We start from the raw sequence: 25,385 nt of genomic DNA on the forward strand, positions 1-25,385 counted from the left end.
ATAACTGCGTAACATTATTATCTCAGTTGAAAAATATCCTCTATGCTATAAGTAATAGAGATATCTATCAAACCTCCTAAAAACACGGAATGAAAACTGCTTTCTATTATTTCTTTCTATATTACAGAGTATTAATGATTTGTTACGAATGGTTTGTAATTGTGTGATTTCCCAAATTCCGAAAAAAACTGTTGCTATAATGAGGACACGAAAACAAACGCAATGGAGGCTATCATGAAAAAATTAATTGGTATAGCAACGGCAGCGGTTTTTGGTCTTGGGATTTTCACTACTTCTGCAAAAGCAGAAACTGTTGTAACAACAGACGTATTAAATGTACGCGAGAACCCAACTACTGAATCACAAGTTGTAGGCAAATTATTAAATGGTCATAAATTAGATGTTACAAATACAGAAAACGGATGGTCAAAAATCAAATTAGATGGTAAAGACGCATTCGTAAACGCAGAATTTACAAAAAGCATCTATTACGTAACAGCAAACGTATTAAACGTACGTGCTGAAGCAAACACAAACTCAGAGGTTCTTGGTACGCTTAAGAAAGACGATATGATCGAAACAACGAACCAAGTACAAAATGAGTGGTTACAATTCGAATATAATGGGAAAACGGCTTACGTTCATGTTCCTTTCTTAACAGGTACAGCACCTGTTATTGAAAAACAAGAAACGCCTGCTCCTGCTCAAGCTGCAGCACCTGCTAAAGCAGAGGCAAAAGCACCAGCAGCACAAGAAAAACCAGCTGCTAAACCTGCTGTCAAAGCAGCAGAAACAAACACTCCTTCTGGTGGTCGTGAACTAACAGTTGAAGCTACAGCATATACAGCTCATCCGAGCGAAAATGGCGGCACATACGGCGGCCGTGTATTAACTGCAATGGGTCATGACCTAACAGCGAATCCAAACATGAAGATGATTGCTGTTGACCCGAAAGTGATTCCACTTGGATCAAAAGTATGGGTAGAAGGTTACGGAGAAGCAATCGCTGGTGACACTGGCGGCGCAATTAAAGGTAACCGTATCGACGTTCTAGTTGGCTCTGATTCAGCTGCTAACAAATGGGGACGTAAATCCGTTAAAGTGAAAATTTTAAAATAACCAATGACTGCTAAAAATTCAGCCAGTTCTCATATATTGAGAGCTGGCTTTTACTTTTTTATATAAACACAAATGAAAAAACATCCTTTTTTAGGTGGGAAAGAGCTGCCGGCCATGGAAAGAAGCGGTCAGGGCCTTTTTTAACCCCATGCAAAGTAAAAACGGGCGCAAGTCTCCTAGCAGCGACTTATATGTTGGAAAACCAAAATGGATATATATATAATGACGATAAGGAGGCTATACCATGAACCCACATGCAAAAATAGACTGGATCGGCACACCGAAGCCATACATCTACAAAGATGATGTAACATACGACGGGGCTACAATTGATTTTTCACTTGAACATGATGACAATCGCTATAAGCTGATTGTGCTCAAACACGATCAATCCGTTCAATATAAATTTGTGCAATACGGCACAAAACCGGGATCACAAAAACCATTTCCAATTGATATACCCTTTCAAGAAGAAATGCTTCTGTTAGTAGAAAGAATTCTACAAGATCCATATGTACAAGCTTGTCGTATTTTGTAGAGAAGTCGATATATCAAAAAAAGACTACCTCTTTGTAAAGAGATAGTCTTTTCACATTTTAATGCGTTGGGCCAGATACGTCTTCTGTTTTCAATGTATTATTCGCACTGATTGAATGATACAATAGTTTCCCATCCGCATTTACTGTAACGATATGTTCATTGCTAAAGCTCTTAAACTTTACAGATCCATCACTATAGCGAATATTGTATTCTTCATATGTCGTTACTTTATATTTCGTAGAACTTTGACGTTCAACATTACGGACTTCAAATTTTAATAAATCCTCAGTAATTCCTTTTTTCTTTAAATATTGCAGATAATCACGGTCTTCTTTATATGATTTCCCGCTCTTATCATAGTCATTTTCAATTAGACTAAAGTCATTTAAAGAAATAGCACGCACGTTGTTATAAATATGAGTGCGAACAAAGTCACCAACTGCCGTATCCGATGTTTGTTTTGGGAATTTTAAATAATAGGAGCTCTCCTCATCACCAATTTTTACGCTTTCGGTTTTCACAACACCAAAATCAGTTTGTTTCTCTAAATGAACTTCGACCGTCCCATCTGTTGGTACTGGTCCGAGCTTATAGCTTCCATACGCTAGTTTCCCACGTTTTTTACCATTTACAAAGACATTAGCGCTATTTTCGTCAGAAGAGATTGTAACATATTTTCCTTCAAGTGGTAATTTCACATCCACTTTCCCTTCTTTTTCTCCAGCTAACTCAACTTCCTTTTCCGTTTCTAGTTCAGTAAGCTCTGCCTTCGCCTTTGCTTTTACAACATACGTCCCAGGGAAATAAGGTCCGATTTCTTTAGAAGATTTTTCGCTAGAAATATCAGCCGTTTTTTTATCATTTACATATACTTCTGCATTTTTTGCAGTTGTGCTGACCGTCATAAAATACGACTTAATGCTGAACTTATATTTTGGATATAAGAACCACTCTTTTCCATCTTCTACAATTTGTCCGTCCACAAAGCTTTCTTTGTTAACGAGCTTTGTATCTACCGTTTGCTTTTGTAAGTAAGATAACAATTCTTTATTGTACGAAGGACTATCCTTTAAATAACGTAAATAAGATTTAATATCTTCTGTTTTAATTTTCAAACCTGGGTCATCCGATTTTATAAGAGAATCAATTGTATTTATATCTTTTTTATTGAAAGCATCAATTAATGCATTGATTTGCTTTTCTTTCGAGAATTTATATGCCCCGAATTTATATGCTCCAAATAGTAAAGCAGCGAGTACGACGAATACAATGAGGAGTACAATATTTTTCTTACTCTTCTTTGGTTGCATTTCCCTCTGTACATCCGCTCTCGAAGCCGCTACATTTTCTTCAATCACTTCTACTTTACTTCCGCATTCAGAACAAAAATTCAAGTAATCTGCGACTTGTTTTTTACATGTTCCACAAAACTTCACGATACTTCCCCCCTACTTCCTTGCCAATTTCATTCCAGCGAAGGCAGCTGCATATGTCAGAATAAAACTACCGAGTATTAAATAGATCCAGCCGCCCTGCATAGAAAATACTGTTCCACCTACTCCAAATTCCTTTGTTAGCTTTCCTGCAATATTAATTTCAATTTTAGAAAGAAGATTCATTACAATCATCATAATTGTATAAGCACCGCTACATACAGCTAACGTTACATACATATTAGAGAATGGCACCCTCGCTAATTTTTGTCCCGCTCTAAACATAAAGAATACTGGGATCATAAGGAGCAACAAACCAAGGTGGAATTTACCATTTATCTCATCAAAACTTTCCATTGCTGATAGCGGAGCACCTTCAGCAATTAAAATATCTTTTATTTTAACGCCACCAGCAGATACACCTGATATGAATGAAAGTTCTATCATACTTTTGTCACCTGTTGTCATTACTTTAGACATTTCCTTTTGTAACGCTGGAACCTTTATTTCTACTGGTGCAAAATGAGTCATACTCCATACATTTGGTGTGAGTTGCAATGCCATCATTGCACGCGCTGAAATTGTCGGCGCTACATCTTCGAAAGGCTTTGCATTACTACCAGATAGTGCAATGAGTGTCGTCACACAAAAAATAGCAGCTGTCAGCAAAAGACCTTTCACCATCGCTGCCATTCCATGATATAGCGATGCCCCGTATGGAAGTAGCTCCTGAAACGCATCTGCTATATTGTTTCGGCTTGTATGCGCAATCAATCCAAATAAACTAAAGAAAGTTCCGTACATAAAACCACTTACTAAACTTTTCAACGAAGAGTATCCAACTGTTATCGTTCCTACTTCTGGGAGTGCAACTGATTGTGAGGCAATAAAACTGATTACAAATAAGAATAATCCATAAATAATACCGACTGTTGCCGCTAGTACGATTTGTTCTCCAATCGTCTTTGCAACACGTTGTTTCCCTATCCAAATCCCTACTCCACATAAAATAATAAATGGAATAATTAATAGTAAAAAGAATGGAGTATGCCAAGATAACGACATAACAATTCCGCCTTCATCTCCTGCTGAAAAACCAAGTAAATGATAGCTTAATAGTGTAGAGGGTGTACTCGCATAAAAATCAGGTAACATTGTTAATTCCCTAGCAAATTCATGGAATATCTTTTTCATCATCTCTGAAACCGCTAAACTTCCAAGCCATCCCGCAAGTAACATAAGAACGCTTGCAATTGCTCCGCCAATTATCCCTGTCTTCAGACCACCTTTATGTAAGCCTAATTCAACTTTATGACCTTTTTCCATACTAGGTAACTTTACGATATGTTCTTTTTTCTTCACTGTAAATAAAGAATGTCCGCACTTTTGGCAATACAGGTTCTGCTCTGCATTTTCATTCCCACAATCACGGCAATATTTAGAGTTGTCTTGCTCAAGAACGACACTGCCTCCAGACACCATTGTCATACTTCCTTCATTTGGACAGTAGTTCACTTCTTCTCCATGTTGATTCCCACACATGCGACAGTACATTTCGTTCACTCCCCACCTTGCTTAATTCCGCAAACTGGACAAAAAATGGAGCCTTTTGCAATGTGCTCATTACATGATACACACGTAACCTTTTCTACGTTGCTCTCTACAAATAGCATTGGATTTGGTTTTCCGCATGTCCCACAAAACTTATCACCAATTGATAAAGAGCCTCCACACTCACACGTTACTTTCTCTCCTTGTTGTTTTTGCAGTTCAACAATTCGTTTTCGTGCTTGATAAATTAAAACGTCAAATTCTTGAATCGGAGCAACTAATTGCTTTAATACCTCTTCCTTGACCCCAGTATCTCGAATCTGAACATATACCTGTTGGCCAAGCTCTAATAAAACTTCTGTCTTCTTATGAAGCTGCACTTGTATTTCCTTTTTTAATTGCGCAATCTCTTGTGCCACTTGCAACTTTATCTTTCCCTGTTCAATTCCTTCTTGTAGCTTATTCATACCGCTTCCTAATTTCGTCTGAAAATCTGACAAATCAAATCCCCTCCTAAACAAAAAAGTCACGTATTTAACTATATATATTACCATATTTTTCTAGATTAAATACGAGAAAATTCATTTTTTCTGTTTTCGCCTCTTTTTGTTTATAATGGTAGAGGAAATAAATCTTTTGTACGGAGGAAAACTATGCTGCAACATTCAATTACGAAAGATGAAATTATGATGATCGCGAATGAATTTGTTCAAGGACTCGATCCGCAGCAAGTAGCCGATCAAGAGCATGTTGCCACTGCTCGTCATTTATATCGCAGCGGTCTTGTCTACAACGTTGATTTTGATGGCTATACGTTATCAGGTACCGTAGATGCTGAAGGAAATGTGTATAGCGTCCATATTCCGATTCGTAATATCGCGGAAAGCTATTGTGATTGCTTCGCGCCGACGCAGTGCGAGCACATGCTTGCTGTTCTACTGTCTGCTGCTTCTAGCTTCGGACAAGTGGGAGAAGTATTAACATTATTTAAAAATAAAACGAAACCATCACTCCCTCCGATTCGAACAGCACGACAAGTATTACAATCGTCTGCATTTGAAGAAACGGACTTTACAAGTTGGCACGCATATTTTGAATCTGAATATGACGCATTTAAAAAAGAACAAACACGACTCTCGTATAGACAAATGTATTTTCTTATGAGCATCTTTACAGACTTTTACATGAAATTAGAACGAAAAGCGCCGCGTGTCGTTGCTATACATGAATTGTTCAAATTACATGGTGCACTTTTTTGCTTTCAAAAGCTATTAGAAGAAATCCTTGACTTTGAGACAAACAAAACGTATTCCTATCACCAACCTATTAACGTTGTCCGGCTATTTGTTGATAAAGTTGAATCACTTGTACGTGACTTGAAATCAGAATCGATTCCTGCTGAATGTGAACCAATTTTGCAAGAAACAGCTCGACAAGTGCATGACATTTTCTTCTCTACCGATTCCTATACACAGGAGAGGTTCTTTATTTACCGGCATATATGGGGAGAGTTGCTAGCAGAAAAATCTTGGATACAAGAAGAAGAAAAACGAATTGATGCGAAGATGAATCCACTTTCGAAAGCACTCGCCTCTTCTCACCTCTTCTTTTTAAAAGAAGAGGATCATTTAGCTATGGTCTTACTCGAAACACAACCGGCTCAAGTTGTCGGTCTTTATTTCGACTGGCTCGAAGATTTACTGAGTACAATGCAATGGGAGCGCGCCAAAAATTGGCTGTCTTTCACATATAAACAAGTGAAAAAGACAATGAATGATCAGGCCGATCCCCTTTTTGTAAAAGATATCGTTCGTTTGTTTGTCATGATGTATGAAACATATGCAACACACACAAATGAACAAGCAGGTCTTGAAATGATTTTGCAAGAACTATTGCCATACAGCTTCACAAACTACGAACAATATGTACTAGCAAAAAAACAATATCATGCATGGACAGAACTTCATCTCTTGTATGGATTTGAAGCAATTGAATTGCTAAAAGAACCACTGAAAGAAATTGAAAAAGAAGCACCAGAAGCAGCTCTTCCGCTCTATCATCTTGCAACGATGCAAGCAATTGAGGAACGGAATCGCAAGTCATACCGCCGTGCAGTCCGTTACTTAAAGAAATTGCGTATGCTCTATAAACGGCTCAAACGAACAGATGAATGGCACATTTTCATTGTCCAAATCGCTAACTTATATTCACGTCTAAGAGCACTACAGGAAGAACTGCGGAAAGGAAAGTTAATCGATGATCATACAAACTGAAGTAACAATTCGGCTCCAGCACGTAAGTCAAGGTTGGTTCCTTTGGGGAGAAGATGAAACCGGCAATCTCTTACCTGCAAGAGATTGGAAACAACATGCCTTCACATGGCATTCAACTTCCTTCTATGGCACCTTCTTGAAAGAAGCTACATACGAAGGACGAAGCGGGATTATGCTAACGAGCGTTCAAGCATTTGAATATCTCGCCAAGAAACCAATGAATTCATTTGCCAGGCTCCAAATGAATGATCCCATTACCGCACTTACGCCAAATGCAAAAGAACTATGGGATGCCTTTGTAACTGGAAGCTTTATACCTGATATGAAGCGCTGGTCCGATTATCCGTCATGGAAAGTTAGCAATGTTTCAACTCAAGATGATACGCTAGCATCCCTTTTCTCTCAGGCAGTTAATGAGAGTATTCTTCAAGATGCTCGCTCTAATGATGGCTGGGAAGATGCGAAGCGACTATATGAGCACTATGATTTTACGAAAAGACAGCTTGTAACAGCAATGCATGAAGAAGATTGGCTCCGGAAAATTGGCTACATCGAGGATGATCTTCCCTTCACAATTGGACTTCGTCTCCAAGAACCACACAATGATTTTGAACTGTGGAAACTTGAAACGATTATCACCACAAAACGCGGAGCACACCGGATATACGTCTATAATGACATCGATTCACTACCAAAAAGATGGCATAACTACGAAGAGCGTATTCAAGAAACGCAGGAAGGGTTCGGTAAGCTAGTTCCATGGCTTAAGGAAGATGATCACTTTCGAACTGAGCTCTATGAAACAGAAGCATGGAACTTCTTAACAGAGGCGAGTAACGAATTATTAGCAGCCGGTGTTGATATTTTACTACCGTCTTGGTGGCAAAACTTAAAAGCAACGAAACCAAGGTTACGCTTCCAATTGAAGCAAAGTACGAATCAAACACAATCCTTCTTCGGCATGAACACTCTCGTCGATTTCGACTGGCGCGTTTCCACAGATGGCATCGACCTATCAGAGAGTGAGTTTTTCGATCTTGTCGAACAAAACAAACGACTCTTCAATTTAAATGGACAATGGATGAGACTCGACCCTGCCTTTATTGAAGAAGTGAAAAAACTAATGAAACGTGCAGATAAATATGGCCTTGAAATGAAGGATGTTTTGCAGCAGCACTTATCAAACTCTGCCGAAGCAGAAATTGTAGAAGAAGATAATCCATTTACAGACATTGAAATTGAGCTAGATGGCTATTACGAAGAGCTCTTCCAAAAATTATTGCATATCGGAGACATTCCAAAAGTTCCAATACCATCTTCCTTGCAAGCCACACTTCGCCCATACCAAGAACACGGTGTAGAGTGGCTCTTATATTTACGAGAGCTCGGATTTGGAGCGTTGTTAGCGGATGATATGGGTCTTGGAAAAAGCATCCAAACCATTACTTACTTATTATATGTGAAAGAAAAAAGCCTCCAAACAGGTCCGGCACTAATCATAGCACCGACGTCTGTTCTTGGAAATTGGCAGAAGGAGTTTGAACGCTTCACGCCGCATTTACAGGTTCAACTACATTATGGAAGCAACCGTTCGAAAGGCGATTCATTTAAGGACTTTCTTCAGAGTACGGATGTCGTATTAACTTCTTATGCATTAGCACAACTTGATGAAGAAGAGTTAAACGCGCAGTGCTGGGATGCGATCATCCTGGATGAGGCGCAAAATATTAAGAACCCGCAAACGAAACAATCGAAAGCGGTTCGTAATTTGCAAGCAAATCACAAAATCGCTTTAACAGGTACGCCGATGGAAAACCGGTTAGCAGAGCTATGGTCTATTTTCGACTTCTTGAACCACGGATATCTTGGTAGCCTAGGACAATTTCAGCGCCGCTTCGTAACACCCATTGAGAAAGATCGTGATGAAGCGAAAATTCAGCAAATACAAAGATTCATCTCACCGTTCTTACTGCGCCGGACAAAACAAGATCAAACAGTCGCATTAAACTTACCGGACAAACAAGAACAAAAAGAATACTGTCCACTAACAGGTGAGCAAGCATCACTATATGAACAACTCGTACAAGATACACTACAAAACATTGAAGGCTTAACAGGCATTGAAAGACGCGGTTTTATTTTAATGATGCTCAGTAAGCTAAAGCAAATTTGTAATCATCCCGCTCTTTACTTAAAAGAAGAAGCGCCGAAAGATATTGTGCAGCGCTCCATGAAGACGCAAACATTAATGGATCTTATTGAAAATATAAAAGATCAAAATGAAAGCTGCTTAATTTTCACGCAATATATTGGAATGGGGAATATGTTACAAAAAATATTAGAAGAGAAATTCGGTCAGCGTGTTCTCTTCCTAAACGGTAGTGTACCGAAAATAGAACGTGATAAGATGATCGAACAGTTCCAAAATGGAACATATGACATCTTCATCCTCTCATTAAAAGCTGGCGGCACAGGTCTAAATTTAACTGCCGCAAACCACGTCATTCACTATGATCGCTGGTGGAATCCAGCTGTAGAAAATCAAGCGACAGACCGAGCATATCGCATCGGTCAAAAGCGATTTGTACACGTCCATAAACTCATTACAACAGGTACACTTGAAGAAAAAATTGATGAAATGCTAGAACGTAAACAATCGCTGAGTAGCGCTATTATCACAAGTGATAGCTGGATGACAGAACTCTCAACAGACGAGTTGAAGGAATTACTCGGTGTATAAAATCCATTTTAATAATGAGATGCTGTGTCGCATATTATCGAGGCGTCGATATATTCACAAAAAAGGAGCTATCCCGAAGGGTTAGCTCCTTTTTCTATGCCAAAACCAATTGCTTATTATAATTCCTGTCAGTCCGCCCGACGTATCTAAAACTGAATCTTGCCACATCGGTGTACGGTCACCTGTAAACGATTGATGAATTTCATCGAATGTTGCATATCCAGCGACAATCAGAAGTGCGAATACGAAGGAACGCATTCTTGAACAACCAGAACGGTGCAATGCATAATACGAAAGCGCACCAAGAATCAAGAATACTGTGAAATGAGCTCCTTTACGAAGGAAAAACTCAACAAAACCACCAACGCCTTTATTTTCAATGCTAACCGGTGTTCCCCCGCCATAGTCAATCGATACACCGGAGAATTTTTCTTCTACAAATTGAGACGGAACATACTTCTCAATATCTGAACGCATATCCTGCTTCTTATACGGCTGTGCTGAAGAATAAAAAATAATCCCCATCCATAGTAAAACGGGAATCCAAACTAACCATTTACGATTCATCTTTTGAAACTCCTCTCTTATTCTTCTAAGCGTACCAAAAAAAATAAAAAATTTCACGCCAAAATATGACCGTTGCCTCCTATATATATGACGAAAAGGGGGTGAAAAAATGGCGATTGAAACGATTGTAACTGACTTAAGCTTGCGCCTTGTCCTAAACGGTGGCACAGACAAAAACGGGAAAACTATTTTGAAAAACAAACAATTTAAACGAGTAAAGCCAAATGCTGATGTAGCACAGGTCCATGAAGTGGGACGTGCCCTTGCTTCATTACAAGGATTAAAACTTCATGCAGTTCAACTTTTAAGTACATCTGACATCTCAAATCCGTAAAAATTTAGTGACAAGGAGGTAAATGATAATGACAGTACTCGAACTGATTTTCTTAAAAGAGGATGGAAAAACAGTCGTCTTCTCTATCGACAATCCTATTACACCTGTGAATGAACAAACCATAAGCCAAGTGATGGACACAATTCTCTCCTCTGCAATTTTCTTATCACTTAGTGGGAACACTCGTAAAAAAGGGGCACGCCTTGTTGAAAAGACAGTATCAGAAGTAACAGTTGCTCCTTAAACGCAAAAGACGAAGCTGCATCAATTTGCAGCTTCGTCTTTTTTCTTCGGCATCTCAATCGGAATAAAAATATGAGAGAATCCGATTGAAACATATTTATAATTTTCTTTCCCAATTGTAAATTCCGTCTTATACGTCGAGAAGAAAATATAATCGCTTCGCTTTGTATAATGGTTAATCAACACGTCAACTTGTGGCTCTACATATTTCTTTGCTAACTTCTTACCAATTGTCGCAAGTTCACCAACAAGCCCATCTGGGTCTTCTTTTTCAACCTCTGTTAATTTCTTACTAATATCATTGCGATTCATAAATTGCTTTGCTGCCCATTCTGTATATTCCCCTTTACTCGGGTTGCTATTTGCTAAATATACGAAAAGAAGGACAACAAGTGCCATAATTATATACTTCCTTTTCATATTCTATCACCGCCTAACTGTTTCTATTTTCATATATATGTACAAGCGATGCAAATTATATAAATCTAAATTGAAAAAACGATAGAAACCCTTTCTTTTTAAGGAGGAAAAGAGGGTAGATTCATTTTTGTATGCAAAACAGCTTATATGTCGAAAAATTAAAATGAATTTATATAGAAGGCTTGCTTTTTACAAAATAAAGTAAACTTTACAAACATTTACAAATATTTAAAATTATTTTTATATTCCATCTATATACTAAAATATGTAAACAAATACTTTTAAGGAGGCTTTTCCTTTGGACGACCTAGTTAGTCATGATACTATCTCTAGTTCTACAATGATACTTGAGCCTTACGCCCATCCTTTTCACCGTACTAAAATAACAGAAAATGATGGAAATATTAAGTTTTCATCTAAAACATCATTACAATTGGTACAGCTATCTTGCCTATTACATAACCATTCTACCTATAAAGGAAGGCGAGATGCGATTCAAGAAAATTATTACTTTAAACAAAATATCCCAATCCCAATTGATCATCGTCATTATATTTGCGCCATTCCAACGAAATCTCCTGCATCTCCAGACTGTATTTGGGTTTTCTATAGTCATATAAACAAAATAGAAATTTATAATAATCGCAAGCAATCCAAACTTCATTTTTATAATGGTACAACCATAATTGTTGCTATTAGTTTTTATCAAATGCAACAACAATTTTTGAAAGCTGGATTTCTCTTGTGCCGCATGAACATGCAAGATTCACAACAATTTCGAGATATTTATAAAGTCATGCGCCTCCTAGACAAACTATTACTTCCTTGCTAGTACAAATTTGTTATAAAAAAATGGAAGACACAGAATATTCCTGCCTTCCATTTTTCTTTTTTTCACTCTCTTATACTGCTGCGCATCTTCCCCAGTGCCTGCCGATATACCCATCTCACTTGATGATATGTCATCTCCATCTCTTCCGCAATTTCATGTATCTTCTTTCCTGCATAAAAACGTTCGTAAATAATATGTTTCTCTTTCTCATCTAACAAACTCATATAATCCTGAGTTTCTGACAACACTTCTGCTCCGCATACATTTTGTAACATTTCCTGTCCGGCGAATGTATGCCGCTTTTGAAATCGATTTTCTTTCTTTAGTTTCTCTAGCAAATATCCACGTACTGTTACAAGTGCATAAGCTGCAAAAGTTCCTTTCTCCTCCTCATACTTTTCGTATGCCATCCAAAGTCCAATTAAACCACATTGATAGTACTCTTCATAATCCCGGTACAGATAAAGCTTTTTCATTTGATTTTTAATCATCTTTTCATACAACGTAACTGTTTCTGTAAAAGTAGCCGGTTTCATATTATACCTATTTCTAAAAGGTATACCTCTTTGTTATTCCGCGGTACCTTTACAATATAAGAAGATAAAGAGGATTTCATGGTGAGTTATTTAAAATTCTGCATAGGGAAATTTCAAATATCTGTAGAGGAAATTTGAAATACGAGGCCTAGTATTTCAAATACATACAAAAATAAAAAACGGCTCCTGATCGAGCCGTTTTCTGCACATATTCTTACCCATTGAAACTTTGCATAAACTTTGCTACTGCGATAATCATTACACTTACAAACGCTACTTTAATAATAAAGAGAACGATAATTGGAACCGCAGCTTTTACTTTTCCTAACCCAGCTGTTATTTGTAATCCCATCCAGATTAAAACGATATTCCATAAATAGAATACCTCAACTATACTACCGATTGCATACCCTGTAGTACCTTGTTCAAATAATGGTGCCAAGCTTGTATACCCAGTTGCACCACTTCCAAAAATTAAATCTAAAAGAGAATTAATAAGTCCACCAATTACAAGCACAATATTCGCATATACAATAATGGCTAACAATTTTTTGTACGAAGTATCATTTCCAAAAAACATCATAAAGATTTTATAGACAGCTGCTACAATAAGAGTTCCAATTATTATCCCAATAAAACCTGAACCGATTGACTTACCAACTAAATATCCGATAGAGTCTTCTTGGCCTGTGCCAAATTTCTTCTGAATTTCCATCATCTCAGGCGATGATTGCGCCACATATGTAGATAATCCATTTACAAGTGCTTGTAACAACGCAACCAAAAAGAACATACCCCAAACCTTATCAGTCGCTTTCATTCTCTCAAACTGTAAGCCAGGAGATGTGATCATTCCTAGTAAAGATGGTTTTTCTCCACTAACCTTTTGCGAATTAACATTCGGTTCCATTCTAAAAAACCTCCTTGTATTTTTCTCACCCGTTCTAACGGGCGGTTCACTTCCTCTTCTTCAGAGACTGTGAACCGCCCACTAGAATAATATAAAAATCGACTTGCACTCTTGTTCTCTCTTTGGTTTCACTTAGCATGGGGACAAAAAGGCTCTGACCGCTTCTATCCTCGAGCGGATTCCCTCTCCCACCTAAAAGAAATGGTTTTATATCTTTTTTCTATTTGTATGTGTAGTAGAGGAACGCCCCTCTACTACACTACCAATCTATTCATAACGAAGTGCTTCAATAGGATCTAGTTTCGCTGCTTTATTCGCTGGAATTAATCCGAAAATAATACCGAGCGTCATCGAGAATAACACGCCACCAACGACAACTTCCCATGAAACGAGCGGTGGCCATTTCGCAAATGTAGAAACAATATATGCACCACCATAACCAAGACCGATTCCGATCAATCCACCAAGAAGCGTTAACATAACGGCTTCAATTAAGAATTGTAGCAAGATTTTACTGCGCGTTGCTCCAAGTGCTTTACGTACCCCAATTTCACGTGTACGTTCTGTTACGGATACGAGCATAATGTTCATAACACCAATACCACCAACGACTAATGAAATACCAGCAATACCACCAATAATCATTGTCATAATGCCCGTCATTTTTGAAATACCTTCTTGAATTTCTTTTAAATTCATCACTTCGTATTTACCAGATGCATCACTTGGCTTACGACTATTTAATACATCAGCAGCTTTTTTACCCGCTTTTTCTAAATCATCCACATTTTTCGCTTGAACAGAAATACTTTGAATCTCATCTTTTCCATATATTGTTGGCCACAATGTAATTGGAATTAAAGCTTCCGATGGCCCCATTCCCATAAACTCATTATTTGATTTATAGACACCGATAATTTGCATCGGTTGTCCTTTCATCTCAATAATTTTTCCGACTGGACTTTCCTTTTTGAAGACCTTTTCTTCCATACTCTTACTGATCATCACGACGTTATTACCTTGCGCAATATCCGATTCTTGTAAGGATCGGCCTTTTAACACTTTCACTTTATTTACTGAGAAGTACTCACTATCTAATCCTGTAATACTCACCATCTCTTTTTTATCTTCAATATCGAGTGGCTCCATACTTGAATTGGTTGTAAGAACATGCGCAATCTCTGGAAGTTTTTTTATTTCAAAAATATCTTCCTCAGTTAACTTTGGTTGTTCCATCATTTCCATACCATACGGATCATTTATATCCGCACTATAGTGAATTGGGATTACGTTATTACCAGCTCCAACGAATTGCGACTTTAACGCTGCTTCTCCGCCCTGCCCAATCGCAACAACAGTAATAATGGAACCAACGCCTATAATAATCCCAAGCATCGTAAGCGCTGAGCGCAGTTTATGAGCTAGAATAGAAGATAGGGCAATTTTTATACTATCTAGTAAACTCATACCGCACACCTTCTATCTTCTGTAATTTTTCCGTCTCTTAACACAATTCGGCGCGAAGAATATGCCGCAACTTCTTCTTCATGCGTAACCATAACAATCGTTGTACCTTCTGCGTTTAACTTTGTGAAAATATCCATAACCTGCTCTCCAGATTTCGTATCAAGAGCACCTGTTGGTTCATCGGCCATAATGAACGTTGGGTCATTTGCAATGGAACGTGCGATGGCTACACGCTGCTTTTGCCCACCTGAAAGTTCGCTTGGCAAGTGATGCACGCGGTCAGACAATCCGACTTTCCCAAGTGCTTCAAGAGCTCTCTGACGGCGCTCCGCTTTCTTCACGCCGCCATATATAAGCGGAAGTTCTACATTTTCTACCGCTGAAAGACGTGGCAATAAGTTAAAATGCTGGAATACAAAGCCTATATATTCATTGCGAATGAGAGCAAGCTTTGACTCGTCTGCTGTTAAGATATTCACATCGTTCAACATATATTCGCCTTCTGTTGGACGATCTAAACAACCGATAATATTCATGAGCGTTGATTTCCCTGAACCAGACGGTCCCATAATGGAAACAAACTCACCACTTTGAATCGTTAAACTAATACCGTGTAAAATCGGTACCGCCAGTTTCCCTTGATAATATGTTTTATGAATATTGTTTAACGTAATCATTTTTCTTTCACTTCCATTCCGTCATATACATTGTCGGAAGGATTTTTAACCACCTTTTGCCCCACTGTTACGCCTTCAAGAACTTCTGTCCAGTCTCCATCAGTAGAACCTTTTTTCACATTTTGTTTACGAAGTTTTCCTTTTTCTTCTACATAAACAAATGGTTCACCATCTTTTTCTACAATGCTCTTACTAGGAACAGCAATCATTTTCTTGTTTTCTAGGTTTACTTGTAGAGATACATGATAGCCCGGAGATAAACCTTCTTGTCCATCTAAACTAGCTTTATATGTATACTGAGACATGTTTTGTGCTCCCTCACCAGCACCGGCTGCTTGCGCCATTTCTGCACTTGTCGGGAACTCGCTTACCTCTGTAATTTTACCTGTCCATTTCTTCTTACTATTTGCTTTTGCAGTTGCAGTAAATGGTTGATCCTTTTGAATTTGTGATTTTTGAAGTTCTGTTAATGTCCCTTGAATTTGGAATGAATCTTTAGAAGCGATTTGTAAAAATGATTTTCCTTGTCCACCCATTGCTTGCGCTGAACTTTGTGCTGCATCTTTATCTAACTTTTGCACAACACCAGCGAAATTACTATAAATTGTGAGTTCATCTTGTTTTTTCTTTAATTGTTGTGATTGTAATTGACCTTTTTCTTTCTCAAGGTCAATTGTTTTTTGCCCTATTTCTAATTCGCTTACTTGCTCTTCTAACGGATCTGTTACCTCTTTCCCAGCACCGCTATCTTTCGCTTTCTTAATCTGGTTCTTTACTGAATCTATTTTCTTTTTCCCTTGATCATAGCGCATACTTGCCATTTTTTGATCAAGCTCAGCTTGTTTCATTTGTAAATTGATTTCTTCATTATCATAAGAGAATAATTTCGCGCCCTTTTCTACTTCCTGTCCTTCTTTCACCGCAATGTCCTTCACTTTTCCTTTTGTCGGATCTGCGTAGAAGCTCTCAATATTTCCAGGCTTTACTTGTCCGGAAATCAATTTCGTATTATTCAATGTACGTTCTGTTACTTTCTCAAAGCTAACAGCGTCTCCCTGTGCCGCGCCTTTTTTCTTTCCTTGCATGATAAAAATATTGACGGCTGCAACGACGACAATTAATGCAATAACCCCAATGATAATCCATTTCTTCTTTTTGTTTGGAGTACGAACCGTATTTGGTAACATATTCTCGCTCCTTTTATATCTTTATATAGTGGTTCTTTAATTATGTAAGACTTTCAGAAAACGATACCCGCATCTCTTAAATTATTACGCTTTCTTTACAAAGTTTTACACTATCACTTACATTGTAACAAAAATACCAATGTTTAGAAATATGACACTTTATCTTTTAAGCAAGTTTTAAGAAACTTAAAAGCCACATGAAAAGACTAAAAAAAAAAAACCACCTTACATAAGGCGGTTTGGACGTTTCCTCCAAGTACTCCATTTCGCTTGATCCAAATCATGCTCAAATGGAAGAGTTGTCACGTCTTTTCTCATCTCGCGCGGAATATTCTTTTCTATCGTTTGAAACGCTTCACATTCATCAGCTCGCATTGCTCTTTGAACAATGCCTTCTAGGTTATCACCTTGCTTGTCTAACATCCAGCCATTTTCACTATTTAACTGTTTACGAAATTCCTCTTTTGCATCTTCATCTGGAAACATGCTTCCATTCACTTTCAAATAGGTTTCAATTCTCATCGGAAGCCACTCTACTTCATAATCCTCTACTAAACAAATTGCAATCCCTATCGGCGTACTACGAACGACAAAATCAAATGTACAATCTCGCTGTGTGACTGTTGCGGAACAGAACAAAAACTTTTCTACTTCTGATACAAAAATTCCCACTTTCCAGCATCTCCTTCATACATATAATTTGTCTTGCTAACTCCTACTGAATTTTAACATTTGTTTTTGAAGATATTGTAAAATGAATGTTAATTTTCTATATATAATGTACTTTCACTCTATCCGTTCACTCATTCTTAATAGATATCACATATAATCTATTAATTTATAACCATAATACTGTATGTACTAGAAATAACATTATGTAATAAGTGCATCAAAAAAGATTACAAGAAAAAAATTTTGATACTATTACTATTCCAGTAGTCACATTCACATATAATATCCTTGAAACCAATTATAAAGATACATTGAAATATATAACAGTTTGATAAAGTGAAACTTTAATCAGTGGGGGTTTTCTTCATCCCCCACTGATTTTTACGGGCAGTTTATCTCCCACCTAACTTCTTTTCTTTCACCGAATTTTGAGGTAGGAGTATTACTTACTACCCGTTAATGCGGGATAAACCAAGGCTGTAAAGAAAGATATATTATATTTTTCATTGCAATCAAATATTCATACATTTGCCCAAGCTAATTCACGCTTGTCTGAATACTAATATATTAAATCTATTTAAAAGTGAGGTGATAGAATATGCCACCAAAACCACGTACTTGTTGCCCTGCATATAATCAAATACGTGCATTCTATGTGCAAGCAGCAGTAGCAGGGTTTCAGCAGATAAGCTTTGATGTTATCATACCTTTTTCAGGAGCAGCACCTTTAACATATTTTGTAGATAGCATAGATTGGTTCGATAACAAGCATTGCGTTATTATTACTAACTTCCAGTCCCCAACGCTAGGCGTTTCAGATTCAGCATGGAGTTGTGAAATTCTTAATTTATATTTTGCAGGGAACCTTCAGAGAATAGTTTAAAATCTTTCTTATTTTAGCTAACTATCCCCCTCTTTTGTCATCGAAAAATCCCCTCACCAAGATGGGAAAAATAAAACGAAACTTCCATCATTGAGGGTTTTCTTCATCCCTCAATGATGGAAAGCCTCTACCTATCCTCCTTGCTTTTCTCTAAATCTTAAGGTAAAGGTCTTACTGCTCACAAATAAAAAGTGCATCCGAAAACGAGTGCCTTTTTGATAAACTGTTACTAAGTTTCAAAAACTACACCTTATCTCTTTCATTTTATATAAATCTATACTGATAAGATGTACATAAAAGGAGCTGCCCAAAAGTAGTACTTTTGGACAGCTCCCTTAAATAAACGATTATGCTATTTTGCTCTCAGGACCTTTTCTCTCATGACCAAATTGAACGATAAATAAGAATACCGTAGATAAAATACCGCCTGCTAATAATAGAATGAAACAGCCGTCCCACCCAGAGCGATCAACGATAACACCAATCGCTGCGTTTGCAACTAAGCTTCCTCCTAAATAACCGAACAGGCCGCACATACCAACTGTTGTACCTACTGCAAATTTTGGTACTAATTCCATTGCACTTAAACCAATTAAAAATTGTGGTACATAAATTAAGCAACCAATAATCGAAACTGCAGCACTCACAACAAGTATATTCGATGCTTGCCAGTATACTACCGTTCCAATAACAACACCAACCATGCTAAACACACATAGTGGCATACGTTTCCCTTTGAATAACTTATCACTTAACAAACCTACGATTAATGAACTTGGAATTGCCATTGCTTCAAAAATTGAATATGCTGCATGCGCTTCTGTTTTTGTAAATCCTTTAACCGTTGTTAAATAAATCGGTACCCAGTTAATAACACCGAAACGAATTAAATATACAAATGCATTCGCAATACATAAATACCAAATAAATTTGTTTTTCACTACATATTTCATCAAAATTTCTTTTGGTGACATTTTGTTGGCATTGTCTGCCTTCTCAAGATCTTCATAATCATTGCGATATTCATCAATTGGTGGAAGACCTGCAGATTCTGGTGTATCCTTCGCATTCACCCACATAAGAACTGAAATGACCATTGCAATTATCGCTGGGAAGATAAACACGCCGGCTTGCCAATGACTTTCACCGAAAATACCAACACCAATTCCAACAAGCGGTGGTACAAGCATCGCACCAATATTATGTGAAATATTCCAAAGTCCTGTTTTTGTACCGCGCTCTTTCTTCGAGAACCACTTCGTCATTACGGTACTACAAGGAGGCGCTCCCATTCCTTGGAAAATATTATTGAAAACTAATAACGTTAAAATCATGCCAAATGAAGATGCAAAACCAAAACAAATATTTATAATTGCTGATAAGAATAAACCAACCGCAATAAAACGCTGCGCATACGCTTTATCTGATAAATTTCCCATAAAGAACTTACTTAGTCCATACACAATCGCCGTAACGGAACCTAATAAACCATATTCCGTTGTACTAAAACCATATTCTTTTATTAAATACGTACTAGATAACGTAAAGTTACTACGAACTAAATAATACGCTGCATATCCAACTGAAATTCCGAGCAGCACACGAAGACGTAGTAGTCTGTATACTTTGTCAATCATATTCGCTGGCAAACGCTCAATTACTGGTGCAGGCTTAAGCCAATTAAACATATTATCTCTTCTCCTTTTTTCACTTTTGAGAGAGACGTTGTCTATTCCATATCTCGATTACTCCACTATCTGATACATTTTTGTTCGTTCTTCTAACAGGCTGACCTTCTATTTCTTTCTGATTCTTCGCAAGCATTGTTGGTACGCCAAACGAAACTTTTTCTAAAATATGCCCTGCTTCTTCTGATAAACAATAATCAATAAATAAATCCGCTATAATACCACTCGGTGCATGTTTCAGTTTCGAAATTGCATTGACAGATAACCCCGTTTGCTCAGGCACTTTACTCAAAATCGGAAAGCCTTGTTTTTGAAGCATCCGTTGGTCTCCCATGAAGTTAATACCAATCATATATTCACCGCTTGCCACATACTCAGCAGGCATATAACCATTCACCGTTACCTCTGCAACTTGCTTGGCAAGGCTCCTTACATACCCCTTCGTCTCTTCTTCACCAAATGTATCAATAAGTGATTGGAACAACGTATAAGCTGTTCCTGAAACATTCGGATCAGGCATGACAATCTTTCCAGCATACGCTGGATGTAATAAGTCTTTCCACTCCGTTGGATATGAAAGTCCTAGCGGTGCTATTTCCTTATTCCACCGCTCTTTATTAATCGCGATGGCAAGCTTCTCTACTTCATAACCATACCAAAAGCCATCCTTATCTTTAACGGCTTTTGAAATGCTACTTGCATGCTGGCTTGTAACAGGAATAGATAGATTTTTTTGCTTCATCATTTGATGCGCATCCAATGTACCTCCAATGATGATATCGGCTTTTGGATTTCCCGCCTCTTCTTCCACTCTTCTAAGCAGCTCTTCTGTAGAAAGACGAATAAACTCATACGTACATCCACGCGGTTTACAAAACGATGATAAAAGCGCTTCACCAACTTCTTCACGGGCCGCGACATACGCGACAAGATGGCGATCTTTCAAAATTGGAAGACCATTTTTACTATATTTGATAGAGGTAGTATCTCGAGAGCAACTAGACATCGCTCCTCCAATTACTAGCAAAAAGAAGAAAAAGGCTATCTTTCTCATGAAACATTCTCCTTTACAAATAGATTTGCTAGGGAGCCTTTCATATACATCACATTCCCATTATTATCGCCAAGATATTGCACGACAAAGTAAGAAGGATATATAGAAATCGTTAAAATATCCTCACGTTCATTCTTTACATGTTTACCATTTTGATAAGCAGTAATATAAGCGATTGGATCCTTCTGCGATTGCAGCAACTTCTGAATTTCTCCGTAATCTGTCATTTGCTTTGCTTGCCGAATCGAATCAAGTATTGGCGTAAGATTCATAGTACGCACTACATCACCTTCTCGCAAAACAACTTCCTTTGCTGATGCAAAGAAATCGCTAATACGCTCTGGCGTATAATATAGGCCCAGCAAATATGTTTGAAATGCGGAAATCATCGGATCTGTACCATTCTTCCCATATACATTTGCCTCGTACTGGAACAAGTCACCTACTGCAAAAGTACGCCTATGTCCATTCAAGTACGTTACTTCTCCAGTAAATACTTGTTCGTGGATTTTCGCTTCTGTTTGCTTCATTCGAATCTGGTCAAAGAATGAAACAATTGCATGCAGACGAACTTCATCTGTTACAACTACTTCTCCCCACTTCTCATGTCTTACTTTCACTTTAGTAGGAAGAGATTCACTTGCTCTTTCTAAAACAGCCTGCTTGTCATCTAAGGTTGTAACGTGGTTATACAATTGCTTCTCTATGGCAAAAAACAATACAAAAGCAGCAATCGTGCAAAAGACAAACAAGAGAATTTGAAATGATAGCCTTTTCATTTCTGCCTACCTCCAAGATAAAAAAACGTTGTTTCGAAAATACCGCATAATTGTTTCATAAATGTATCATTTAATCGCTTTCAAATTTTTTATATCTTCCATGCGTCTTGGTAATAAGAACGTGATCATCACCATCGTTCCCATTTCCTCACTACTTTCAATTCGCATGCTTCCGCCTTGCTTCGTCATAATCTCCTGACAAATGAACAAACCGTATCCATTTCCATAACTAGAAGAGAGTACTTTTCCTTCCCGAGAACGATTCCACTCTGCAAGTATCGCTTCATCCATACCAATCCCATCATCATGAATGAAGACTTTCGCTTCCTCTTCATTTTTAGCGACGTTCATCCTCAGTTGCGTGGCATCACTATATTTAATCGCATTATCAAACACATTCAAGAAAATCTGCTTCGTCTTATCAAAGTCTGCAACAACATGTGCCTCTGTTAATTCATTTATAACTTCTATCTCGTATTGCTGAAGACGAGGCTTCACGATCGAAATTGCCTCTTCTGCAATTTGCTTTATATCCACAATCGTCGGAGAAACTTCAAACGTACTCGTTCCATACTTCGAAGATTGTAATAACTCCTCAACGAGTGATAATAGACGCTGACTTTCAATCGAAACATAATGAAGACTTTCCTCTATATCTCGCGCAGATTGCAGTTTCGGAATTAAATCTACATATCCAATAATTGCAGTGAGCGGCGTTTTCAGTTCATGTGTAATTCGGTCCAAGAAATCCTTTTGCTTCTCTTTCTCCTCCTTTAACTGCCTCATATGCAGCTCAATCGCATCAGCCATTGCATTGAAAGATGCTGATAACTGGGCAATTTCCACATACTCATTTAGCTCAATCTTACTTTTATAATCCCCATTTGCGAGCCGCTTTGCCATTTGTCTTAACTGATCAATTGGCTTATGAAGAGACTTCGCTAAACGAATCGCAAAGAAAATGCCGCCTGCTACTAAACAAATCGATGTAACGAGAAATGTCCAGCTCACATTCGTTAAAACTTCTTTCTCATCTTGTAATTCATTAATAAAGCGAATTGCCCCTATGACATCGCTTCCATGATAAACCGGACTCGAAAATAAAAGAAGTGGTGCTGGATCATCATTTTCAAACACATATGCCTTCTTTCCTCGTAAGGACTGATCAATATCTATATTCTTATGAAGCAAGGCCCCTTTCTCTGTATCGGCAACGACCTCTCCATTCTTTCCAATCATCTGCACACGAACATCCATCCGCTTCGCTAAATAAGAAGCAATCAAGAGTGAATTCGGTCCTAGTGTCTCCACTTCTGCTTCCTTCTCTAAATAATTCATCGTGTAAATTTGTGCTTCTACACTTAACTTCTCTAAAGAACCTGCTGCATTATGATACATATTCTTTTCCAGTGCAATGTAAATCACCGTATAAAGAAGAAACAAAATCGGAATCAATAATCCTACTATACCAAGTACCATATTTCTTTTTAACGACATCTTATCACCTTTTAACAATCCAACTTATAACCAACGCCATAAATCGTCTTAATATGTTCTCCGCTTGCTCCAAGCTTCTTCCGAAGGCGCTGCACCATAATATCAACTGCTCTCGTATTTCCGCTATACTCAAAGCCCCATACTTTCTCTAATAGCTCATCGCGCATAAACACACGCTGCTTATTAGAAGCAAACAACTGGCATAAATTAAACTCACGGTACGTTAAATCAATTTCTTCTCCATTCACATGCACTTTTCGTTCCTTCGGATAAATGACTAACTCACCGGCCCGAATGACCTTATCATCCTTAGGTACCCCGTGCTTCATTACACGCCGTGCCATATTCTTCACCCGAAGAATCAACTCTGCATAATTGAATGGCTTCGTCACATAATCATCAGCCCCAAGCTGAAGACCAAGCAACTTATCATTCATCTGACTCTTCGCTGTTAACATGAGTACTGGAATATCTCGGTCCTTCTCCCTGAACAACCGAAGCAGCTCATAACCATCCGTATCCGGAAGCATCACATCTAAAATCAATACATTCGGCTCTTCATCCCACCTTTGCAGCGCCTCTTTTCCATCAGCGGCCGTAAGCACTTCATATCCTTCCATCTCTAGCTGCATCCGAATTAAATTCCGAATGCTCGACTCATCATCGACTACAAGTATTTTCATGGTTCCCCTCCTTTCGCAGTACATTTTAGTATAGCAAATATCCCATACAAAAAAAGAGTGCACTATCGAACATATGTTGAACGACAATACACTCTCTTTTATAAATCACTCTTACTTCGTATATCCATGCGGCTTACTTTGATGCCAATCCCACGCATGTTCAATGATTGTTTTCACATCTGTATATTGCGGGCTCCAGCCTAATTTTTCTTTTGCTTTTTGAGACGATGCAACAAGGCGCGCTGGGTCTCCAGCTCTTCTTGGCGCAACTTCTGCTGGGATTTCATGATTTGTTACTTCGCGAACTGCTTCAACAATTTCTTTTACACTAAATCCGTTACCGTTTCCTAAGTTATAAAAGTCACTGTCTCCGCCATTTTGTAAATCTTTCAGTCCAAGGAAATGAGCCGCTACTAAATCATCAACATGGATATAGTCACGAATACATGTACCGTCTGGTGTATTGTAATCATCACCAAACATCATGATTTTCTCACGTTGTCCTAAAGCCACTTGCAGTACAAGGGGAATTAAATGCGTCTCAGGACGATGATCTTCACCAATAATACCGCTTGGCGTTGCACCAGCTACATTAAAGTATCTGAAGATCTTATATTTTAAATTAGAAGCTTGGCTATACCAATGCAACATTTTTTCAATCGCTAATTTTGTTTCTCCATATGTGTTCGTAGGATTTGTTGGTGTTTCTTCTGAAATTAACTCAACATCTACATCTCCATATGTTGCGGCAGTTGATGAGAAGATAAATTTATCAATTTTAAACTCATCCATCACCTCTAGTAAGCATAGCGCACCGTATACGTTGTTATTATAGTATTGAAGCGGTTTTTCCATACTTACACCAACTAAAGAATCCGCTGCAAAATGCATGACTGCGTCAATTGTTTCTTGCTTAAAAATGTCTCTTAAGAAACTTTTATCGCGAAGATCACCTTTATAAAATTTCACGCCTTCTGCAATAGCATCTTCATGACCTGTTTGTAAATTATCAACTACAATTACAGATTGTCCTTCATCAACTAACTTTTTTACAGCATGAGAGCCAATATAACCAGCTCCCCCACACACTAAAATAGAACCCATGTTCTCCACACCCAACTTTTAATGAATTATTTTACCCTGCTATCTGCGGACAGAAAAACCTCTACATCAAAGAAGATAGGTAGAGGAGCACTGCCTGATCGATAAGAACCTTCCATCATTTTGGGGATAAAGCGCCCCACTGATGGAAGGTTCACTTTATAGTACTTTTTAACCTATAAAATATAGCTTATCTTCT

25 protein-coding genes are annotated in these 25,385 nt (G+C 37.9%); 8 read left to right on the plus strand and 17 right to left on the minus strand.

Annotated elements, in window-relative coordinates:
- Positions 1–222: 222 nt before the first annotated feature.
- Both NSQ40_RS26410 and NSQ40_RS26415 read left to right on the plus strand, forming a co-directional pair.
- Positions 223–1,119: a cell wall-binding protein EntA gene (locus NSQ40_RS26410; RefSeq protein WP_003209025.1), complete on the plus strand. Its 897-nt coding sequence runs from the start codon at positions 223–225 to the stop codon at positions 1,117–1,119.
- A 244-nt stretch (positions 1,120–1,363) separates the two neighbouring features.
- Positions 1,364–1,657: a DUF3910 family protein gene (locus tag NSQ40_RS26415; RefSeq protein ID WP_003203149.1), complete on the plus strand. Its 294-nt coding sequence runs from the start codon at positions 1,364–1,366 to the stop codon at positions 1,655–1,657.
- Positions 1,658–1,715: 58 nt separating this feature from the next.
- Here the strand turns inward: NSQ40_RS26415 and NSQ40_RS26420 are convergent, their stop codons facing one another.
- From NSQ40_RS26420 to NSQ40_RS26430, 3 genes are read right to left on the minus strand one after another with little or no spacing between them, the layout of a single operon-like run.
- The gene (locus tag NSQ40_RS26420) at positions 1,716–3,095 is read right to left on the minus strand and encodes a zinc ribbon domain-containing protein (protein ID WP_003203148.1); all 1,380 of its coding nucleotides are present in this window, start codon (positions 3,093–3,095) and stop codon (positions 1,716–1,718) included.
- A 12-nt stretch (positions 3,096–3,107) separates the two neighbouring features.
- Entirely contained in the window at positions 3,108–4,646 is a 1,539-nt protein-coding gene (locus NSQ40_RS26425) for a zinc ribbon domain-containing protein (protein ID WP_341286160.1), read from the minus strand.
- Positions 4,647–4,651: 5 nt separating this feature from the next.
- Positions 4,652–5,143: a zinc ribbon domain-containing protein gene (locus NSQ40_RS26430; protein WP_018765163.1), complete on the minus strand. Its 492-nt coding sequence runs from the start codon at positions 5,141–5,143 to the stop codon at positions 4,652–4,654.
- Positions 5,144–5,296: 153 nt separating this feature from the next.
- On the opposite strand from NSQ40_RS26430, the gene NSQ40_RS26435 reads away from it, so the two are divergent.
- Positions 5,297–6,916: an SWIM zinc finger family protein gene (locus NSQ40_RS26435; RefSeq protein ID WP_003209022.1), complete on the plus strand. Its 1,620-nt coding sequence runs from the start codon at positions 5,297–5,299 to the stop codon at positions 6,914–6,916.
- Positions 6,900–9,656 (plus strand): DEAD/DEAH box helicase, encoded by a 2,757-nt coding sequence (locus NSQ40_RS26440; RefSeq protein ID WP_098159067.1) that lies wholly within the window; start codon positions 6,900–6,902, stop codon positions 9,654–9,656. Before NSQ40_RS26435 ends, NSQ40_RS26440 begins: the two co-directional genes overlap by 17 nt.
- 81 nt (positions 9,657–9,737) lie before the next feature.
- Here the strand turns inward: NSQ40_RS26440 and NSQ40_RS26445 are convergent, their stop codons facing one another.
- On the minus strand, positions 9,738–10,223 hold the full coding sequence (locus NSQ40_RS26445; RefSeq protein WP_003203138.1) for a VanZ family protein: 486 nt from the start codon (positions 10,221–10,223) through the stop codon (positions 9,738–9,740).
- A 109-nt stretch (positions 10,224–10,332) separates the two neighbouring features.
- Here NSQ40_RS26445 and NSQ40_RS26450 point away from each other — a divergent pair, with 109 nt between their 5' ends.
- Positions 10,333–10,557, plus strand: a complete 225-nt coding sequence (locus NSQ40_RS26450; protein WP_003203136.1) for a DUF1659 domain-containing protein — start codon at positions 10,333–10,335, stop codon at positions 10,555–10,557.
- A 28-nt stretch (positions 10,558–10,585) separates the two neighbouring features.
- On the plus strand, positions 10,586–10,801 hold the full coding sequence (locus NSQ40_RS26455) for a DUF2922 domain-containing protein (protein ID WP_003203134.1): 216 nt from the start codon (positions 10,586–10,588) through the stop codon (positions 10,799–10,801).
- 20 nt (positions 10,802–10,821) lie between these two features.
- On the opposite strand, the gene NSQ40_RS26460 is transcribed toward NSQ40_RS26455, so the two are convergent.
- Positions 10,822–11,220 carry a DUF4359 domain-containing protein gene (locus NSQ40_RS26460; RefSeq protein ID WP_026008518.1) on the minus strand — a complete coding sequence of 133 codons (399 nt, stop codon included), beginning with the start codon at positions 11,218–11,220 and terminating at the stop codon, positions 10,822–10,824.
- 340 nt (positions 11,221–11,560) lie between these two features.
- Here NSQ40_RS26460 and NSQ40_RS26465 point away from each other — a divergent pair, with 340 nt between their 5' ends.
- A complete protein-coding gene (locus NSQ40_RS26465; protein WP_258248368.1) occupies positions 11,561–12,052 on the plus strand; it encodes a competence protein ComK in 492 nt (163 codons plus the stop codon).
- Positions 12,053–12,114: 62 nt separating this feature from the next.
- Here the strand turns inward: NSQ40_RS26465 and NSQ40_RS26470 are convergent, their stop codons facing one another.
- The 6 genes from NSQ40_RS26470 to NSQ40_RS26495 form a co-directional block, all read right to left on the minus strand.
- Positions 12,115–12,588 carry a sigma-70 family RNA polymerase sigma factor gene (locus NSQ40_RS26470; RefSeq protein WP_003203127.1) on the minus strand — a complete coding sequence of 158 codons (474 nt, stop codon included), beginning with the start codon at positions 12,586–12,588 and terminating at the stop codon, positions 12,115–12,117.
- A gap of 214 nt (positions 12,589–12,802) precedes the next feature.
- Positions 12,803–13,498 (minus strand): Yip1 family protein, encoded by a 696-nt coding sequence (locus NSQ40_RS26475; protein ID WP_003203125.1) that lies wholly within the window; start codon positions 13,496–13,498, stop codon positions 12,803–12,805.
- 267 nt (positions 13,499–13,765) lie between these two features.
- The gene (locus tag NSQ40_RS26480; protein WP_018765168.1) at positions 13,766–14,965 is read right to left on the minus strand and encodes an ABC transporter permease; all 1,200 of its coding nucleotides are present in this window, start codon (positions 14,963–14,965) and stop codon (positions 13,766–13,768) included.
- The gene (locus NSQ40_RS26485; RefSeq protein WP_018781240.1) at positions 14,962–15,642 is read right to left on the minus strand and encodes an ABC transporter ATP-binding protein; all 681 of its coding nucleotides are present in this window, start codon (positions 15,640–15,642) and stop codon (positions 14,962–14,964) included. Before NSQ40_RS26485 ends, NSQ40_RS26480 begins: the two co-directional genes overlap by 4 nt.
- The gene (locus NSQ40_RS26490) at positions 15,639–16,829 is read right to left on the minus strand and encodes an efflux RND transporter periplasmic adaptor subunit (RefSeq protein WP_003202236.1); all 1,191 of its coding nucleotides are present in this window, start codon (positions 16,827–16,829) and stop codon (positions 15,639–15,641) included. Before NSQ40_RS26490 ends, NSQ40_RS26485 begins: the two co-directional genes overlap by 4 nt.
- Before the next feature lie 225 nt (positions 16,830–17,054).
- Positions 17,055–17,501, minus strand: coding sequence for a hypothetical protein (locus NSQ40_RS26495; protein ID WP_003202234.1), 447 nt, complete (start codon positions 17,499–17,501; stop codon positions 17,055–17,057).
- Between the two features lie 598 nt (positions 17,502–18,099).
- Between NSQ40_RS26495 and NSQ40_RS26500 the strand changes: the two genes are divergently transcribed.
- A complete protein-coding gene (locus tag NSQ40_RS26500; protein WP_098158667.1) occupies positions 18,100–18,384 on the plus strand; it encodes a hypothetical protein in 285 nt (94 codons plus the stop codon).
- Positions 18,385–18,731: 347 nt separating this feature from the next.
- Here the strand turns inward: NSQ40_RS26500 and NSQ40_RS26505 are convergent, their stop codons facing one another.
- The 6 genes from NSQ40_RS26505 to galE all read right to left on the minus strand — a co-directional run bounded on the left by NSQ40_RS26505 (position 18,732) and on the right by galE (position 25,189).
- The gene (locus NSQ40_RS26505; RefSeq protein ID WP_003202232.1) at positions 18,732–20,072 is read right to left on the minus strand and encodes an MFS transporter; all 1,341 of its coding nucleotides are present in this window, start codon (positions 20,070–20,072) and stop codon (positions 18,732–18,734) included.
- A 19-nt stretch (positions 20,073–20,091) separates the two neighbouring features.
- Positions 20,092–21,126: an ABC transporter substrate-binding protein gene (locus NSQ40_RS26510; protein ID WP_018764996.1), complete on the minus strand. Its 1,035-nt coding sequence runs from the start codon at positions 21,124–21,126 to the stop codon at positions 20,092–20,094.
- Positions 21,123–21,905 carry a DUF3919 family protein gene (locus tag NSQ40_RS26515; RefSeq protein WP_003209201.1) on the minus strand — a complete coding sequence of 261 codons (783 nt, stop codon included), beginning with the start codon at positions 21,903–21,905 and terminating at the stop codon, positions 21,123–21,125. The genes NSQ40_RS26510 and NSQ40_RS26515 overlap by 4 nt, the downstream gene beginning before the upstream one ends.
- A gap of 66 nt (positions 21,906–21,971) precedes the next feature.
- On the minus strand, positions 21,972–23,402 hold the full coding sequence (locus NSQ40_RS26520; protein WP_006096588.1) for a HAMP domain-containing sensor histidine kinase: 1,431 nt from the start codon (positions 23,400–23,402) through the stop codon (positions 21,972–21,974).
- Positions 23,403–23,413: 11 nt separating this feature from the next.
- The gene (locus tag NSQ40_RS26525) at positions 23,414–24,085 is read right to left on the minus strand and encodes a response regulator transcription factor (protein ID WP_003202224.1); all 672 of its coding nucleotides are present in this window, start codon (positions 24,083–24,085) and stop codon (positions 23,414–23,416) included.
- A gap of 111 nt (positions 24,086–24,196) precedes the next feature.
- A complete protein-coding gene (gene galE, locus NSQ40_RS26530) occupies positions 24,197–25,189 on the minus strand; it encodes a UDP-glucose 4-epimerase GalE (protein WP_003202222.1) in 993 nt (330 codons plus the stop codon).
- Positions 25,190–25,385: the final 196 nt, after the last annotated feature.

It is taken from the genome of Bacillus sp. FSL K6-6038 (genome assembly GCF_038050455.1).
In the GTDB taxonomy this organism is placed as follows: Bacteria; Bacillota; Bacilli; order Bacillales; family Bacillaceae_G; genus Bacillus_A; species Bacillus_A pseudomycoides.